Annotated in this window: 11 protein-coding genes; 7 read left to right on the top strand and 4 right to left on the bottom strand. The window is 39.1% G+C overall.

The window, feature by feature from the left end; translation table 11 throughout:
• Positions 1-56 precede the first annotated feature (56 nt).
• From EI546_RS09445 to tsaB, 7 genes are all read left to right on the top strand, one after another.
• On the top strand, positions 57-764 hold the full coding sequence (locus EI546_RS09445) for an ABC transporter ATP-binding protein (protein WP_128250312.1): 708 nt from the start codon (positions 57-59) through the stop codon (positions 762-764).
• A complete protein-coding gene (locus EI546_RS09440) occupies positions 757-2001 on the top strand; it encodes an ABC transporter permease (protein ID WP_128250311.1) in 1245 nt (414 codons plus the stop codon). Before EI546_RS09445 ends, EI546_RS09440 begins: the two co-directional genes overlap by 8 nt.
• Position 2002: 1 nt before the next feature.
• The gene (locus tag EI546_RS09435; protein ID WP_128251583.1) at positions 2003-3268 is read left to right on the top strand and encodes an ABC transporter permease; all 1266 of its coding nucleotides are present in this window, start codon (positions 2003-2005) and stop codon (positions 3266-3268) included.
• Positions 3269-3321: 53 nt separating this feature from the next.
• Positions 3322-4488 carry an efflux RND transporter periplasmic adaptor subunit gene (locus EI546_RS09430; RefSeq protein WP_128250310.1) on the top strand — a complete coding sequence of 389 codons (1167 nt, stop codon included), beginning with the start codon at positions 3322-3324 and terminating at the stop codon, positions 4486-4488.
• A gap of 148 nt (positions 4489-4636) precedes the next feature.
• Positions 4637-5968 carry a TolC family protein gene (locus EI546_RS09425; RefSeq protein ID WP_128250309.1) on the top strand — a complete coding sequence of 444 codons (1332 nt, stop codon included), beginning with the start codon at positions 4637-4639 and terminating at the stop codon, positions 5966-5968.
• A 2-nt stretch (positions 5969-5970) separates the two neighbouring features.
• Positions 5971-7239, top strand: a complete 1269-nt coding sequence (locus EI546_RS09420) for an efflux RND transporter periplasmic adaptor subunit (RefSeq protein ID WP_128250308.1) — start codon at positions 5971-5973, stop codon at positions 7237-7239.
• Positions 7240-7249: 10 nt separating this feature from the next.
• Positions 7250-7909: a tRNA (adenosine(37)-N6)-threonylcarbamoyltransferase complex dimerization subunit type 1 TsaB gene (tsaB, locus tag EI546_RS09415; protein ID WP_128250307.1), complete on the top strand. Its 660-nt coding sequence runs from the start codon at positions 7250-7252 to the stop codon at positions 7907-7909.
• Positions 7910-8194: 285 nt separating this feature from the next.
• Here the strand turns inward: tsaB and EI546_RS09410 are convergent, their stop codons facing one another.
• The 4 genes from EI546_RS09410 to EI546_RS09395 all read right to left on the bottom strand — a co-directional run bounded on the left by EI546_RS09410 (position 8195) and on the right by EI546_RS09395 (position 16258).
• Positions 8195-10699, bottom strand: a complete 2505-nt coding sequence (locus EI546_RS09410; protein WP_128250306.1) for a T9SS type A sorting domain-containing protein — start codon at positions 10697-10699, stop codon at positions 8195-8197.
• A 551-nt stretch (positions 10700-11250) separates the two neighbouring features.
• Positions 11251-14265 (bottom strand): T9SS type A sorting domain-containing protein, encoded by a 3015-nt coding sequence (locus tag EI546_RS09405; RefSeq protein ID WP_128250305.1) that lies wholly within the window; start codon positions 14263-14265, stop codon positions 11251-11253.
• A gap of 385 nt (positions 14266-14650) precedes the next feature.
• Complete coding sequence (locus EI546_RS09400; RefSeq protein WP_128250304.1) at positions 14651-15361, bottom strand: hypothetical protein; 711 nt, start codon at positions 15359-15361, stop codon at positions 14651-14653.
• Positions 15362-15412: 51 nt separating this feature from the next.
• Positions 15413-16258 carry a mechanosensitive ion channel family protein gene (locus EI546_RS09395; RefSeq protein WP_128250303.1) on the bottom strand — a complete coding sequence of 282 codons (846 nt, stop codon included), beginning with the start codon at positions 16256-16258 and terminating at the stop codon, positions 15413-15415.
• Position 16259: the final 1 nt, after the last annotated feature.

Genomic DNA, 16259 nt, shown 5'->3' with positions numbered 1-16259 from the left:
CAATTGCATAATTAGTTGAACATTCTCCGTTTACGCTGTAAACCAAGAATTCTTATATGATTGAAATTCAAAATCTTCACAAGTCGTATCACATGGGAAAGAATTCCCTGCATGTGTTGAAGGGCATAAATTTCACTGTTTCTGAAGGAGAAATGGTTGCTATAATGGGTTCCTCTGGTTCGGGAAAATCTACATTGCTCAATATTTTAGGTATTCTTGATGAAGCAGATGAAGGCACCTATACCTTGGACGGGACGTTAATTAACAATCTAAACGAAAAGGTTGCCGCCCAATATCGAAATAAATTTCTGGGATTTATTTTTCAATCCTTTAATTTGATTAACTATAAATCCGCTCTTGAAAATGTAGCCTTGCCTTTATATTATCAAGGAGAAAAACGAAATGTAAGGACGGAAAAAGCAATGCATTATTTGGAAAAAGTGGGTCTAGCTGAATGGGCTTCCCATCTTCCCAACGAACTTTCTGGAGGTCAGAAACAAAGAGTGGCAATTGCTAGGGCTTTGGCCAGTAATCCCAAGGTTTTATTGGCAGACGAACCTACTGGAGCGTTGGATACCAAGACTTCGTATGAGGTTATGGAGCTTATCCAAGAGATCAATGATGAAGGGAAAACAATATTGATCGTTACCCACGAAGAGGATATTGCTTATATGACCAAACGGATCGTAAACCTTAGAGATGGATTGATCATTGACGATTCCATCGTGCAACAGGTGCGTGCAAAAGCAGGATTGAATGTTTAATCTAGAGCGGTGGCAGGAAATATTCGATACGATCCGCAAGAACAAATTGCGCACTTTCCTTACGGGGCTTTCCGTTGCTTCTGGTATATTTATTCTTGTTATTCTTTTGGCAATGGGCCAGGGAATGCAAAATGGAGTTGCCAAAGAATTTCAAAATGATGCCGCCAACAGAATAAGCGTGTGGACGGGACTCACCTCTGTAGAATACAAGGGTTTAAATCCGGGCAGGAGAATTGAGATGGACAACCGCGATTACGAAATGACCGTAAAAAAGAATGAGGAAAACTTAGGATATAAATCTGGAGTTTATAGTGTTTGGGGTGCATTAACAACTTATAACAACGAAAGTGGAAGTTATAGGATAGAAGGTGTAAGCGGAGATTATCAATTCTTGGAAAATGAAACTCTTGTTGCCGGCAGGTATATAAATCAGGGCGATCTCCAAAATTTTGAAAAGATCGCAGTTATTGGAAACCGGGTTTATCTGGACCTCTTTAAAGGAAAGGATGCCATTGGCAATTATGTTGATATTACTGGAATAAAATTTAAGGTGGTCGGTGTCTATACCGATCCGGGAGGAGAGCGTGAGGAAACCAGAATTTTCATTCCTCTTTCCACGGCCCAAAGAGTATTTAACGCAGGAGAAAAACTCAGATCCTTGGCTTTCACATTAAAGGATCATAAAACATATAAGGAAGCACTGGCAGCGTCCGAAATTTTTTCAGCCCAACTGGAAGCGGATATTAAAGCTGCGCACAGCATTGCTCCAAACGATTCAAGGGCAGTGAATGTGAACAATTCCCTTGAAAATATGAAACGCTTTTACGATCTGAACAAAATGATCCGATTTTTCTTTTGGGGAGTGGGTATATGTACAATTATTGCTGGAGTTGTGGGAGTAAGCAATATAATGTTGATTATCGTAAAGGAACGAACCAAGGAAATCGGTATTCGAAAAGCTATTGGTGCCCAACCTTGGTCCATTATCGGAATGATTCTACATGAATCGATATTTGTTACGGCTATGGCCGGTTTTATTGGCCTGCTGTTCAGTTTGTTTTTAATCCAGCTTGCCGGCCCTCTTATTGAAACGAATTTTATCAGCAATCCTTCCGTAGATTTTTCTGTGGCCATTACTACCGTATTTATTTTGATTGTTGCTGGTGCAGTCGCGGGCTTCTTCCCTGCCTATAGAGCAGCCAATATTAAACCCATTGAAGCTTTGCGTGATGAGTAAATTGTTCAGTAGGGATAGTTGGTCAGAAATACTTGAGGCCTTAAGTAGTAATTGGTTCAGAACCGTTTTAACTGCTTTTGGTGTATTATGGGGAATTTTTATACTGGTAATCCTATTGGCCGCAGGCAACGGACTTGAAAATGGAATAAAACAGGCTTTTACCGGAATGGCAACCAATTCCATGTTTATGTGGGCTCAGAATGTTTCCCAACCTTATAAAGGATTGCCTAAAGGAAGACGTTACAACTTTAAACTGGACGATGTGCAGGCAATTAAGGAAGAAGTGCCCGGACTCCGTTTTGTTTCCCCCAGAAACCAGTTGGGCGGCTTTAGAGGCAGTAATAACGTAGTTAGAGGACTGCAATCTGGAGCTTTTAATGTTTATGGCGATTATCCCGAGATAACACAACAACAGCCAATGGAAATAACCTCCGGTCGTTTTGTAAATTATTCCGATATAAAGGAAAAGCGAAAGGTTGCCATAATTGGAAGTGGCGTGCAGAATATACTTTACGATCCCGGAGAAGAGGTAATCGGATCCTACATCAAAATTAACGGTGTAAATTTTATGGTTATCGGCACCTATAAAAAGATAGGTCAAAGTGGAGGAGATGCCGAAGAGAACCAGAAGGAAATCTATGTTCCTTTTACCGCTTTTTCCCAAGCTTTTAATATGGCGGATATTGTTGGCTGGATGGCAATTACGGCAAAGGACGGGTTTTCAATTACCGAATTAAAATCCCAAGTTTTCGATGTAATAAAGACACGACATTCCATCGCGCCCACTGACGATCGTGCCGTAGGAAATTTTGATTTATTTCAAGAGTACAATAAGATTAATGGGTTGTTTACCGCTTTGAATTTTGTGGCTTTTTTTGTGGGAATCTTGGTTTTAATTTCTGGGGTAATTGGAATCAGCAATATTATGCTTATCGTGGTGAAGGAACGTACCAAGGAAATCGGAGTTCGCAGGGCATTGGGAGCCACACCTTGGAGTATTCGTTCCCAAATTTTATTGGAATCGATTTTTTTGACCATCGTATCCGGTATGGCGGGGATAATTTTGGCGACGGGAGTATTAGCCCTTGTAAATTATGAATTGGGTCAAATGGACACTTCAGATATGATGTTTTTAAATCCGTCGGTAAACATTGGAGTGGTTTTTATCGCCTTGGTTATCTTAATAGTTTCAGGATTATTGGCGGGCCTTATTCCAGCACAAAATGCCATAAAAGTTAAGCCTGTAGAAGCTTTGCGAACTGATTAAAACAATTTCAGAAAAAATAGAGACGAATTGTCGAATTGCAATATCATAAACAAATGAAAAGAACAAAGACTATTATTATTCTCGTTACCATAGCGGTACTTTTTACGGTTTCGATGTATTGGTTGTATTCAAAAAATATCCAGGATCCTATTGTTTATACTACAGATAATGCTAGTATAGGTACTATTGTGAAAAAAACCGTTGCCACTGGAAGTATTGTTCCCAAGGAAGAGGTGCTCATCAAACCAAATATTTCAGGGATAATTGATGAGATTTATGTGGAAGCTGGACAAGTTATCGAAGCTGGCGATTTAATTGCCAAAGTAAAAGTGGTTCCGAACGTTTCTTCATTAAATAGTGCCCAAAGCAATATTAATGGTGTACGTACACAAGTAGAAACTGCTCGTCTTGCATTTCAGAATCAGAAAAACATATACAACCGTCAAAAGGAACTCTTCGAGAAAGGGGTAATTTCAGCGAACGAATTTGATAATGCACAATTATCCTATGATCAAGCCCAACAACGACTTAAACAAGAGGAGGTTTCACTCAGGGCAGCGAATCAAAATTATGATATTATAAAAACCGGAACTACCAGCGGACTTGGAGCCTCTGCCAATACCGAAATTCGCGCTACGGTTTCGGGGATGGTATTGGACGTTCCCGTAAAAACCGGTAACCAAGTTATAGAAGCAAATAATTTTAATGACGGAACAACCATCGCAACTATTGCCGATGTGGATAAAATGATTTTTGAGGGAAAGGTGGATGAAAGTGAAGTTGGAAAAATTAAAGAAGGTTTGCCTTTGGAAATTACCGTAGGAGCTCTGCCCGATAGAAGTTTTGAAGCGGAGCTTGATTATATTGCTCCAAAAGGAGTTAGCGAGAACAGTGCTATCCAGTTCGAAATTAAAGGCACCATGAAAAAAACGGATACGTCGAAAACCTTTATTCGTGCCGGACTTAGTGCAAATGCTTCCATTATTCTTGCAAAAGCGGAAGAAGTATTAACCCTCAAGGAGGCTTTGGTACAATATGATCCAGAAACCCAAAAACCCTTTGTAGAAGTTATGACTGGAGATCAAAAGTTCGAACGTCGTGATGTGGAATTGGGTATAAGTGATGGAATAAATGTTGAGGTGAAGAATGGTATTTCAAAAGATGATAAAATAAAGGTGTGGAACCAGCTTAAGCCGCCTGCGCCAACCAAGCAAGGTTAATTGGCTAAAGGAATTTTAACTTCTGCTCTGGATTTCAATATTTCAATCCAGGGAAAACATTGGCCAAAAACTACGATTCCGCAAAAATTTTTATAAGGTTTGTAACATTAACACGTTGCAAAGGACATATTAAATAACTTAGAGATATATGAAAAAGTCAGCAATACTTTTCTTTTTTTTGATAAGCGCACAGGTCTTTTATTCCCAGGCGAAAAAATGGACTCTTGAGGAATGTGTCGCCTACGCACTTGAAAATAATATTTCTGTCAAGCAGAGTGAACTGGATTTGGAAAATGCCGATGTGGATAAACTGCAGGCTATCGGAAATTTTCTTCCGACCCTAAATGCAAATGCCAGTGGCTCTAAAAGTACAGGGTTAAGTCTAGATCCCACGACCAATCAATTGGTAAATACTACTTTTGGATCTGCTTCAGGAGCGGTTAATGCAGGATTGACTCTTTTTGATGGTCTTCGAAATGTTCGTCAATTGCAGCGAGCAAAACTTTCCGCCCTTGCCGCCCAATACCGATTGGATAAAATGAAAGATGATATTGCTCTTACGGTGGCAAATTCTTACTTACAAGTCCTTCTAAATAAAGCCAATTTGGAAGTTGCTGTTTCCCAAAATGAGGTGACCCAAGAACAATATCAGCGCACAAGCGATTTGGTTGATGCAGGTTCCGTACCTCGTGGGGATTTATTGGAAATTCAGGCAACAGATGCTGGAGAAAAACAAAAAATAGCCGTAGCCGAAAATATGGTGAGAATCTCTTTGATAAGTTTGGCCCAGCTGTTACTGATTAAGGATTATTCTAATTTTGATATTGCCTATGAAGAATATATGATAGTGGAGGATGACCTCTCTAAAAAGGATGTTTCGGAAATTATTGCCAATGCCAAGGAAAATCGTTCAGAAGTAAAAATTGCGGAAGAAAATGTAAAATTGGCGGAAAAGGATGTGCAGATTGCCCGCGGCTCTTATTATCCTACTATTTCGGCATTTTTTGGTTATAACACCCGTTATGCCGATAACGATCCCTTGGATCGTAGCTTTACCGAACAGCTTTATCTTAACGACGGGATAGGCTATGGTCTGCAAGTGAATGTGCCTATCTTCAATGGTTTTTCCGTTCGTAGCAATGTGAAACGGAATAAAATAAATCTTAGAAATTCCGAGTATCTTCTCGAGCAGGCAGAACTCGATTTAGAATCAAATGTTTATCAGGCGTATGTGGATGTTAAAGGTTCAAGAAAGGCTTACGATGCCGCTGTTGTTGCCTTAGAATCGCAGGAACTGGCATATCAGTATGCAAATGATCGTTATGATGTAGGACTTACCACTGCATTCGATTTTAGTCAATCCAAATTGCGTTACGACAATGCGAAGATTGAGGTAAACCGAACGAAATTTGAGTATATTTTCAAATTGAAGGTTTTGGAACTATATTTCGGAGTTCCCGTAGGCGAATTAAAATTCTAATTATGAAGAGAAATACACTTTTATGGATTTGCGCTGCTATCGTCCTTTTGATAGTGCTGCTCGTCGTTGGTAAAAATGCTGGATGGTACGGGAAATCGGGAAATTCTAGGGAAGTAGAAGTTGTTCAAATTGAGCCTATCAATATAACCCAAACGGTGGCTGCTACCGGAAAGATTCAGCCGGAAACTGAACTGGCACTTTCTTCCGAAGTATCAGGAGAGATTATCGAACTTCCTTTAAAAGAAGGACAGGTTGTAGAAAAAGGAGACCTTTTGGTTAAAATCAATCCCGATCTTATCCAAGCTGCCGTTAGTCAATCGCAAGCAGGACTTCAAAATGTTAGAGCGCAATTGGCCCAAGCCGAGGCGAGCGAAAAAAATGCGGAACTCAATTATAACCGGAATAAGACACTTTTTGAGAAGGGCGTAATTTCAAAATCGGAATGGGATAAATCTGTTGCTGATTATGATATGGCGAAAGCCAGTAAAAAGGCAGCATACTACAGCGTACAAAGTGCGGCAGCCAACGTGAAGCAATCGGTTGATAACCTTTCCAGAACCACTATTTACTCACCTATGGCAGGTACGATCTCCAAACTTTCTGTGGAACTTGGCGAACGCGTGGTGGGAACGGCTCAAATGGCAGGTACCGAGATTGTTCGGGTTGCAAATCTGCAGAATATGGAAGTGGTGGTAGATGTAAATGAAAACGATATTGTTAAGGTTTCTGTGGGCGATTCTACCAAAGTTGAAGTAGATGCCTATCTTAAACGTGAATTTAAAGGTGTTGTTACTGAAATTGCCAATAGTGCCGAAAGCGCTTTGAGTGCGGATCAGGTTACAAATTTTAAAGTAAAGGTTCGCATACTTCCCAATTCCTACAAAGATCTAACCGAAGGAAAACCCGAGAGTTATTCCCCGTTTAGGCCAGGAATGACTGCAACCGTAGATATTATCACCAACAAAAAGAAGAATGTTATAGGCGTACCCATCAGTTCCATCGTCATCAAAACCGATACTACCAGTTCCAGAAATATAGGAACACCTAGAACCAACTTGGCTACTGCAGAAAAATTCGAAGCGGTCTATGTCAAGCAAGGAGAAGAGGCAAAATTGAGAGTTGTTACTACTGGAATCCAAGACGATACCAATATTGAAATTACTTCTGGGCTGAAGGAGGGTGAAACAGTAATAACAGGCCCGTATAATACGGTTACAAAATTGTTGAAGTCTGGGGATAAAGTAAGTATTACCAACAAAAAGGAAGATTAAAATAGCGGATATGGCTGCAATATTGTGTTTGGAAACTGCAACTACCAATTGCTCTGTGGCACTTTCAATCGACGGAAAAGTTGTGGCCGCGAGGGAAGAGAACAATCAAAAATATTCCCATTCGGAAAAGCTTCATGTGTTTATTGAAGAAGTTTTAATTGAAGCCCAACTTGACAAGAGTAAATTGGAGGCCATTGCCGTAAGCAAAGGACCAGGTTCCTATACTGGACTACGTATTGGTGTTTCAGCCGCTAAAGGGCTCTGTTTTGCCTTGGACCTACCATTGATATCTACCTTTACTTTGGAAGTATTGGCGCGGCAAGTGCAGGATAAGGATTGCTATATCCTCCCCTTGCTTGATGCCCGTCGTATGGAAGTATATTCCGCAGTTTTCGATTCAGAAAAGAAACCACTTCGCGAAACAAAAGCAGAGATACTAAATGAAAATTCATTTCTGGAATATCTAGAACAGAAAAAAACCGTTTTCTTGGGCGATGGTTCCAATAAGTTTGAAGCGATTTGTAAGCATCCAAATGCCCTATTTCTGAAAGATAAATTTCCTTCTGCAAAAGACATGTCACATTTGGCAGAAACCAAATACCAAAATAGCGATTTTGAAAATGTCGCTTATTTTGAGCCTTATTATTTAAAGGAATTTATGTTGGGATGAGTTTTTCAATTCAATAATAAGGTTGGATGTAAACTCTGATTAATGAGGTTAAATCCTGACATTGTCCTCCTCCTAATATCTTTACCAAGAAATAATTATCATTTACACCTTATTACCTTAGTAAAAACTGAAGGTCCTAATCTTCCCTGCAAACTTATTAGCTTAGTTCCCGAAACATCTTTGGTTAATTGAACCCATTTTGAAAATAAAAAGAGGGATTCCATTTTTTGGAATCCCTCTTTCAATTGTTCAATAAAATTGAAACTGTATTTTCCTTCTATTTAATTATCGTTTAATAACGCGAATGCTTTGGCTCTCACCATTGGATGAAATGGTTACCATATAGATACCGCTGTTCAAATCTGCTGGCAGTTCAACTTTTAAGGTGTTTCCAGAAAATGTTTGTTCGCTGCTCATAACTTCTCTACCCAACATATCATTAACTGAAATCACAGTGGTTTCACCGTTCAATTTTGGAGCAGTGATATTGAATACGTTATCGTTGATTGGGTTTGGAAATAGGCGGATACCATCAAGCAGGCTTGGATTGTCCACACCAAGACGTTGTTCGGTACGGATAGAGAAACGATCTGTGGCAATACTTGCCGGAATATTTTTATCTACAGAAAAATCGTATGAATTCTCTCCTTGGTCAAGAAGGGTGCTTGTTCCGGTGAAATTATCTTCAAGGTATAGTGAAACTGAATCCAGACCCTCTACTTTCAAAGTTAAGGTGTAAGCGGTATACGAATATCCTGTACTGTACATAGAATAAATTTCACCTTCTTCTGGCATTGCTCTGCGTTCAATGCTCAAATAGGCTCCGTTATTCTCTACTCCCAGGTTTTCGTAGAAGTTCATTGGTTTTAGAGCATCATTATTATCCACTTCGTTGTTGTAATCCTCAGCAAATATAATTCCGAAGCTATCGTGTACGGGACCTCCATTGTTGAAGTTCTCTGTTTTGTACATTCTTACCGTAAGCATATCGCTGGCAGTATGTGTGGATCCGGTAGCACTAGTTTGGGTGTATTCGCCAGGAGTTTTGTCGATTTCTCTAAAATTTATGGCAGAGGTCCCGAGGGATGCCATGGCTATCTGCGCTCCCTGACCTGGCTGTAAAAATTCATTTGCTTGTGAGCCCGAAGTATTATTAGAACCGGATAAAAGATTTACCGTTACCCAAGCACCGACAGTGGCGAGAGTAGGGTCATATACATAATATTCGTCTACTTTCAAGTTATTTGAATTCGCCAATACCGTCTTCATATTAACCGCACATTGGTATGGATTTCCAAACATTACAAAGCCATATCCTTCTGCTGGAGCTGGATTTGCTTGGGGGAAATTCTGGGTTTGGTTTCCAATAGCTAGAGAGCCTGTTGCTCTAAGTACGGTAGAACCCTGTGAATCGTTGAAGTTAAGATCTATGCTCCTATCGCCACGCACCATTAGTAAATAAGGATCTCCAGCTTTTAAGGTTATAGCATTGGTATTGGGTACCTCCACATAATGTTGTGACTCAACGTCCACAGTGTACATAGATTTGTTGCCTGTTTGGGTAACGTCAAAACCTAAATTAGGATCGCTTCCTGTAATATGGGTTCCAAATCCCTCATTGGGGTCAATATTGGTATTGTGATCAGGGTTGTTTGTTCCTTCCTGCCAGTTGTCGCGGATAAAATTGGTTGTAGTCACTGCACTGCTTACTATTCTATAAGCGCGTTTGTTACTTGTATGTCGTTGAACAGTAACCTTTCCCGTAATAATTGTAGTTGGAGCAAGTGAACCTATTTCTCCTGTTCCATTTTCGTCGCTCACAAATATAAGGTCTCCATTATTATGGATATCGCCAGAGATCCTAAGTACATGTGGTATATTCAATATAGCACCAGTACGGATGGTAATATTCCGAGCTTCCGTATCTGCAGTAAACGAAGTTGTCCCGTTGACCACGAGAATATCGTCATTAGCTGTAGAAACGCCACTTGGATCAAGATTGTTTATCCACGCCCCATCCTGATAGATATACTTTGGAGCAACCTTTCCTGAGATTGCCATCAAGTTGAATCGACTATTGCTGTTAGTGCCCGCAGTGCAGGTTAGAGTAATGCTTTTAACTTTTTTATAGAAGTTTACCTCATTAATAGGTAGTTTGGTCTGATAAAAATGTGTGTCATCTGTATAGTATGTATATCTTATGCCTATGATTAATATATCTTCTCTCTTTACGCGCATACGTTTTTTATAAGCAATATTATTAGAACCAGATACCCAATCTTCTGAAGTAAAATCACTAATTGGTTGAGTAGTATCATCCTCAAAGGTTATTGTACCGTTAATGGTTGTTGGCCCATGTCCTGAAGCGTGAAGAAGATATAGGTCTCTAAGGGCGATAGGAGTTGAAAATGTTAGGACTTTACTTTCAGTATTTTTTAACTGAAGTGTATTATTCGCAGTCAATATGCCATTTCCATATGGCTGCAATTGATATGAAGCTGGTCCATCGGGCAACAGGTTTGCCAGCAATCCGTTATTGGGTAGCCCTGTGCCTGCAGGCGGGTTAGCACCTATAAGTTGGCTGAAATCTTCAGCATACAAATAATGCTTATCGTTATCAAAAGCGATATTCGTTCTGTTTAGAATACCGAGACCTGCGCCTTCTGCAATTACGTCATGGTTAAATCCGGAAGCATTGATTGTTACATAATCAGTAACTCCTTGTGCCGTTCCCTGCCATGAAAAGGCAGTTATCATTATTGTAAAAAATAAAAAAGTAAATTTTTTCATTAAATTGGGGATTAAAGTAGATTAAGTTTGTTTTTGTCAAAATTGTTAAATAATCATCTATTAAAGATGCGAAGCCACAAATCTAAACGGTTATTCTACAAGACCATTACTGATTTTGTTAAAATATATTTTCTGAAATAAAATATAAATCGTTGATAATCAATCATTCTAAGAGCAATCAGTTTTAATTTCATTTTATGAATTCTCTGTCAAACAATTGTTTTTTATGGTATTCGATAAAAAAATTTTAAAAAATCGAATGTTTGATTCTGATAGTCTTAAGGACCTGTTATTCTTATAATTAGTATCTAAGTCATTTTTTTAAAAGATTGGAACCTCTTTTTAACATACTATGTTAAGTAAAAGTTGATTTTCGTTGATCTCCTTCAGCTTCAATTACTTTCATTAAATTATCCATTCTCCCTTCCTCTCTCATTACCTTTATAATTTATCTTTTGCAAAATCGTGAAAAACTAAAAGAGGGACTCCATCTACGGAATCCCTCTTTCAATTGTTCAATAAAATTTGAACTGTATTTTCCTTCTGTTTAATTATCGTTTAATAACGCGAATGCTTTGGCTCTCACCATTGGATGAAATGGTTACCATATAGATACCGCTGTTCAAATCTGCTGGCAGTTCAACTTTTAAGGTGTTTCCAGAAAATGTTTGTTCGCTGCTCATAACTTCTCTACCCAACATATCATTAACTGAAATCACAGTGGTTTCACCGTTCAATTTTGGAGCAGTGATATTGAATACGTTATCGTTGATTGGGTTTGGAAATAGGCGGATACCATCAAGCAGGCTTGGATTGTCCACACCCAAACGTTGTTCGGTACGGATAGAGAAACGATCTGTGGCTATACTTGCCGGAATATTTTTATCTACAGAAAAATCGTATGAATTCTCTCCTTGGTCAAGAAGGGTGCTTGTTCCGGTGAAATTATCTTCAAGGTATAAGCTAGTAGCAGCGACACCGTCCAAGTTTAACTTTAGAATATAATCCGATTTTTGATAACCGGTAGTATATAACTGAAACACCTCATCTGGTCGGGGAATTTCTCTCTGCTCAATACTTAAATATTTGCCATCGAGTTCAATACCCAGGTTTTCGGTAAAGTTGAACGGTTTTATAGCATCTGCCTCTGTTAGATTGTTGTCATATCCAGCGGCGAAGCGAATTACCAAACCATCAAGTATTCTTCCGTTATTGTTATAGCTTTCAGTTGAATATAATTGAACGCTCAGTTTATCACTTCCGGACAACGGACGGTTGGTATCTGTGAAATTTCCAGGCGCCTTGTCACTTTCTTTAAAAAGGATAGTTGCATTTCCAGTTACTTTTACCTGTGCACCTTGGCCTGGCTGTAAGTATTTATTGGCTGAAGAACTTCCTCCATCTACTATAGTATTTCCTCCGTTGTTAAGATCCACCGTAACATAAGCCCCAATTCCTTCTGTTCCAGCATTGGGGTCATATATATAGTAATAATTCGTGTTGAGATTGGTAGAATGGGAGAATACAGAAACCATGTCCACAGCACTTTGGTATGGGTTTCCAAACATTACAAAGTGCCCATTGGCTGCCTGAGCAAAGTTTTGGACCTGATCACCCTTTGCCAACTTACCAGTGGCACGAAGCACGGTAGAACCTTGTGAGTCGTTGTAGTTAAGGTCAATACTTCTATCGCCACGAACCATTAATAAGTAGGGGTCTCCAGCTTTTAGGGTGGTGGCGTTAGTATTTGCGACAGCCACAAAATTTTGAGTTCCAGGAGTTACAATATACATAGAAGAGTTTCCAGTTTGAGTGGCGTCAAAACCGTTTTGTCCAGTTTTACTTCCGGTAATATGGGTCCCGTAACCTTCATTGGGATTAAGATTTGTAGTTGCATTGGGATTGTTTACTCCTTCTTGCCAATTTTCTCGAATAGTAGTAGTAGTAGTCACAGCACTACTTACCATTCTATACGATCGTACATCAGTAGTGTATCGCTGCACGGTTGCATTTCCGGTAATAACAGAACTTGCAGGCACTGGGCCCAATTCTCCATTTCCAGTTGCATTACTGAGGAAAATAAGATTCCCTTCGTTAGTGATATTACCGAACAGGGTTAACACATTTCCTATTTCCAAAGTTGCACTGGAACGGATGGTAAGGTTTTTTACGTTTGTGTTGGCAGTAAAATTCGTAGTTCCATTTATTACCAGAATATCATCTTTGGCAGTAGAAACACCGCTCGGGTCAAGGCTGTTTTTCCAAGTGTTATCCTGATAGATATACTTTGGAGCAATCTTTCCAGATATCGCCATCAAGTTGAAACGGCTATTGGTGCCACCTCCATTACAGGTTAAAGTGACCTTTGCAATTTTCTTATACATGTTCACCTCGTCAATGGATATTTTAGTTTGATAAAAGTTTGTTTCATCATTGCCGAAATCGTAAACGCCGGGACTTGAATATCTCGCTCGCATACGTTTTTTATAAGCAATAGCAGTATTTCCGCTGAACCAATCAAGAGAAGTAAAATTGCTGATTGTTTGGGTGCTATTATCCTCAAAGGTTATAGTGCCACTAATGGTGGTGGGGCCATTTCCGGTGGCGTGCAATAGATAGAGATATTGAAGGGCCTTTGGATTGTTGAAAGTCACTGTGCCAGTTCCATTATTAGATAACTGAAGCGCATTTTTTCCATTATAGGGTTGTAATGTATATGCTGCAGGACCTTCGGGAAGAAGGTTGGCTAGAACTCGACTATTAGGTAAGCCAGTTCCAGCAGGAGTATTTGAAATCGTAGGATTGAAACTTTCAGAATATAGATAAGTTCTGACATTACCATCACCATCAAAACTTTTATGACCCGTAAAGTCACGTCCTTCGGCAATAACGTCCTCGTTAAACCCTGAAAAGGAAGTAAAAGTAATGTTTTCCGTTTCTGTAAAATCCAATTGAATTTCTGGTCTTTTGTTGCTATAGGCTCCGTTGCCGGCGGGAGGGTTAGTGTCACTGCTCCATGTAGCGTGCGGAGTTGTGCCAGAGGGAAACTCAGCATATCGGATTTTGTTTCCAGTGGCGCCCCCTCCATTGCCCGTGCCTCCATAATTAGCCTCTACCAATACCTCAAGATTTAGAGCATCGAAAATAAAAGGAGTTTGTAAAGTTATCATATTCCAACCTTGAACTGGGGTTAGCACACCATCAAAAACGAGCGTAGCTCCAGTAGTTCGGGTTGCCCACGTTCCAACTGGGTTGGCTGGGTTACCATTCGCTCTATAAGTTGAAGGATTGACTTTTTTCATATAAATTTTGATAGGTCTTTCTCCCTTGCCACTTTCTTCAGCATACCATGAAAGGCCTCTAATAACACCATATCTTCCTATCTGACCTGAATGTGTATAGATAGACGCCGATCTTTCATAACCTTGATTATTTCCAAGTGGGTAAACTTGAGTACCAGCATTTGTAGTGGCACCCGTGTTTGCTACCGTCACAACCTGTGCCGTTCCCTGCCCTGAAAAGGCAGCCATCATAATTGTAAAAAATAAAATTGTAAATTTTTTCATTAAATAAGGGGGTTAATTTAGAATTGAATTTGTTAAAAAAGATACTCCCAACTCATTAGAGTTTTAATGCAAATATTTGAAAATGAATAGGAGTTTTAAAAATTTTAAAACGGCGCGAATGTAAAAATACTTTAATACATACCACTAGTAATATTGTTAAAATTTAATCCAAAAAGCGGTTTTTTTCTTTCTTTAGAGTTGCAGCTAGAAAGGCTTATGTTAATATGCAGGGGTCCAAATGTAGTTCGAGCGCATTAGAGACTTTTGCCAGTTAAAACTGAAAAAGATCTAAGACGCTCGATCTAGAAAGAAACTGCTCCTTTTGGAGCAGTTTCTTTGTGCCTTAATTATTTAAAGGAATTATTGTTGGGATAAAACAATGGTTTTATAAAGATTCCAAATGTGATATGGCCTTAATAAGGCCAGCCTCATTTCTAACATCAATTTTGTTCTTCTTGATATAATCTTTCATTTTTGAATTTTCTTTATCCAGGAAGTCTATTATTTTTCCTTTACTATTTGGCACCTCCATCAAGTTTCCATCGTGTACTAGATAATAGAAAATATTTTGTTTAAAACTTGCAGGCGTATCGCTCTCATAACTGGTCCGACCCTTTGCGGCAGGTTGAAAAGAAACCGTTATTTTCTTGTAAAGCTTATATTGATCTCCATCTACCAAAACATTAACAAACCCACTTTCTTCTTTTTTTCCATTATCTTCTAAAAAGATATAATAATCCAGCGGGGTTTTTACGGATAAATTAGGGATCTTTTTTAGAGGCTGAAAATTGGCGTCGCTGGATTTTAATTTAACTTCTATATCATCCGTATACGCATTATATCGCATTGGCAGGTCCGCTGCGATTTTTTCCCCATTTTCAAATATATTTCCATGGATAAAGTTCATATTCGCGTACATTCCACTCTTAATAGAATTAAATTGGGAATCTGTAAGGCCTAAGGAATTATACCTTTGACCCATATCACTCGCCTTGGTAAAAATCTGAAAACCTCCACCTCCAGTTTGGATTCCTGTCTGCGCATTTACAGCCAATCCAAGGATGAACGCTATTGTTATGTTTATAAAGTTTTTCATAATATATCGTTTTAGATAAAGTTAATAATTAGGGGAGTTCTACAAAAATAACTATTTTTCCTGCATGTCAAAATCTGGGTAATGTAAATCTCGCTGCGGAAAGGGCTTGGAAATACCAGCGGCTTCCAACCTTTGAATACCTTCTTCGAGTATTAGCCAATGAAGCTTCCAAAAATCCTCATTTTTCGCCCAAAAACGCAGGGTAAGATCAATTGAGTTTTCGGCCAGTTCACCTACTGCTACCATTGGAGCTTTATCTTCATCTTTAAGAACTTCCCCTTGCTCCAGGACCAAATTCAATAGTATCTCTTTTGCCTGTTTAATATTGTCATTATAGCCTATTGAAAACGCAATTCTATCGCGTCTTATACCTTCAGAAGAATAATTGATAATATTTTCATTGCTCAATTTTCCATTGGGAATAACAGCTAACTGATTTCCGAAAGTGGTCAATTTTGTGTTAAAGATGGTGATTTCCTTGACCGTTCCTTCCACTCCCTGTGCGCTTATCCAGTCTCCTCTTCTAAAAGGTTTCAACAAAAGGATCAAAATTCCTCCGGCAAAATTGGATAGCGAGCCTTGTAGTGCAAAACCTAAGGTTAGTCCACCAGCGCCAATTAGCGCAACTAGAGATGCGGATTCCACCCCAAGTTGGGTTATAACTAAAACGAACAATAGGATTTTTAAGACCCAGTTTATAAGGTTGGCAATAAAACCTTCTAAGGTGGGATCATATTCTTTTTTGTCAAAAAACTTCCTAACAAGTCTATTTATAAATCTTATTATCCAGATTCCTAAAAATAGCAAAATTATAGCTCCCAAAAGGTTGGGTAGGAAATCTATCAGTTTTTGACCATATCTTTCGATATAAACATCTACGTTGCTTAGGTACTCCATT

It is taken from the genome of Aequorivita sp. H23M31 (assembly GCF_004022485.1).
GTDB lineage: Bacteria > Bacteroidota > Bacteroidia > Flavobacteriales > Flavobacteriaceae > Aequorivita > Aequorivita ciconiae.
The sequence above is the reverse complement of the archived record's forward strand: the minus strand, read 5'-3'. Positions and strand labels throughout refer to the sequence as shown.

What these genes read in the sequence shown, in the direction of transcription:
- EI546_RS09410 (WP_128250306.1), bottom strand. Translation starts at nt 10,699, where the DNA reads ATGAAAAAATTTACTTTTTTATTTTTTACAATAATGATAACTGCCTTT.
- tsaB (WP_128250307.1), top strand. Translation starts at nt 7,250, where the DNA reads ATGGCTGCAATATTGTGTTTGGAAACTGCAACTACCAATTGCTCTGTG.
- EI546_RS09395 (WP_128250303.1), bottom strand. Translation starts at nt 16,258, where the DNA reads ATGGAGTACCTAAGCAACGTAGATGTTTATATCGAAAGATATGGTCAA.
- EI546_RS09440 (WP_128250311.1), top strand. Translation starts at nt 757, where the DNA reads ATGTTTAATCTAGAGCGGTGGCAGGAAATATTCGATACGATCCGCAAG.
- EI546_RS09420 (WP_128250308.1), top strand. Translation starts at nt 5,971, where the DNA reads ATGAAGAGAAATACACTTTTATGGATTTGCGCTGCTATCGTCCTTTTG.
- EI546_RS09430 (WP_128250310.1), top strand. Translation starts at nt 3,322, where the DNA reads ATGAAAAGAACAAAGACTATTATTATTCTCGTTACCATAGCGGTACTT.
- EI546_RS09405 (WP_128250305.1), bottom strand. Translation starts at nt 14,265, where the DNA reads ATGAAAAAATTTACAATTTTATTTTTTACAATTATGATGGCTGCCTTT.
- EI546_RS09425 (WP_128250309.1), top strand. Translation starts at nt 4,637, where the DNA reads ATGAAAAAGTCAGCAATACTTTTCTTTTTTTTGATAAGCGCACAGGTC.
- EI546_RS09445 (WP_128250312.1), top strand. Translation starts at nt 57, where the DNA reads ATGATTGAAATTCAAAATCTTCACAAGTCGTATCACATGGGAAAGAAT.
- EI546_RS09400 (WP_128250304.1), bottom strand. Translation starts at nt 15,361, where the DNA reads ATGAAAAACTTTATAAACATAACAATAGCGTTCATCCTTGGATTGGCT.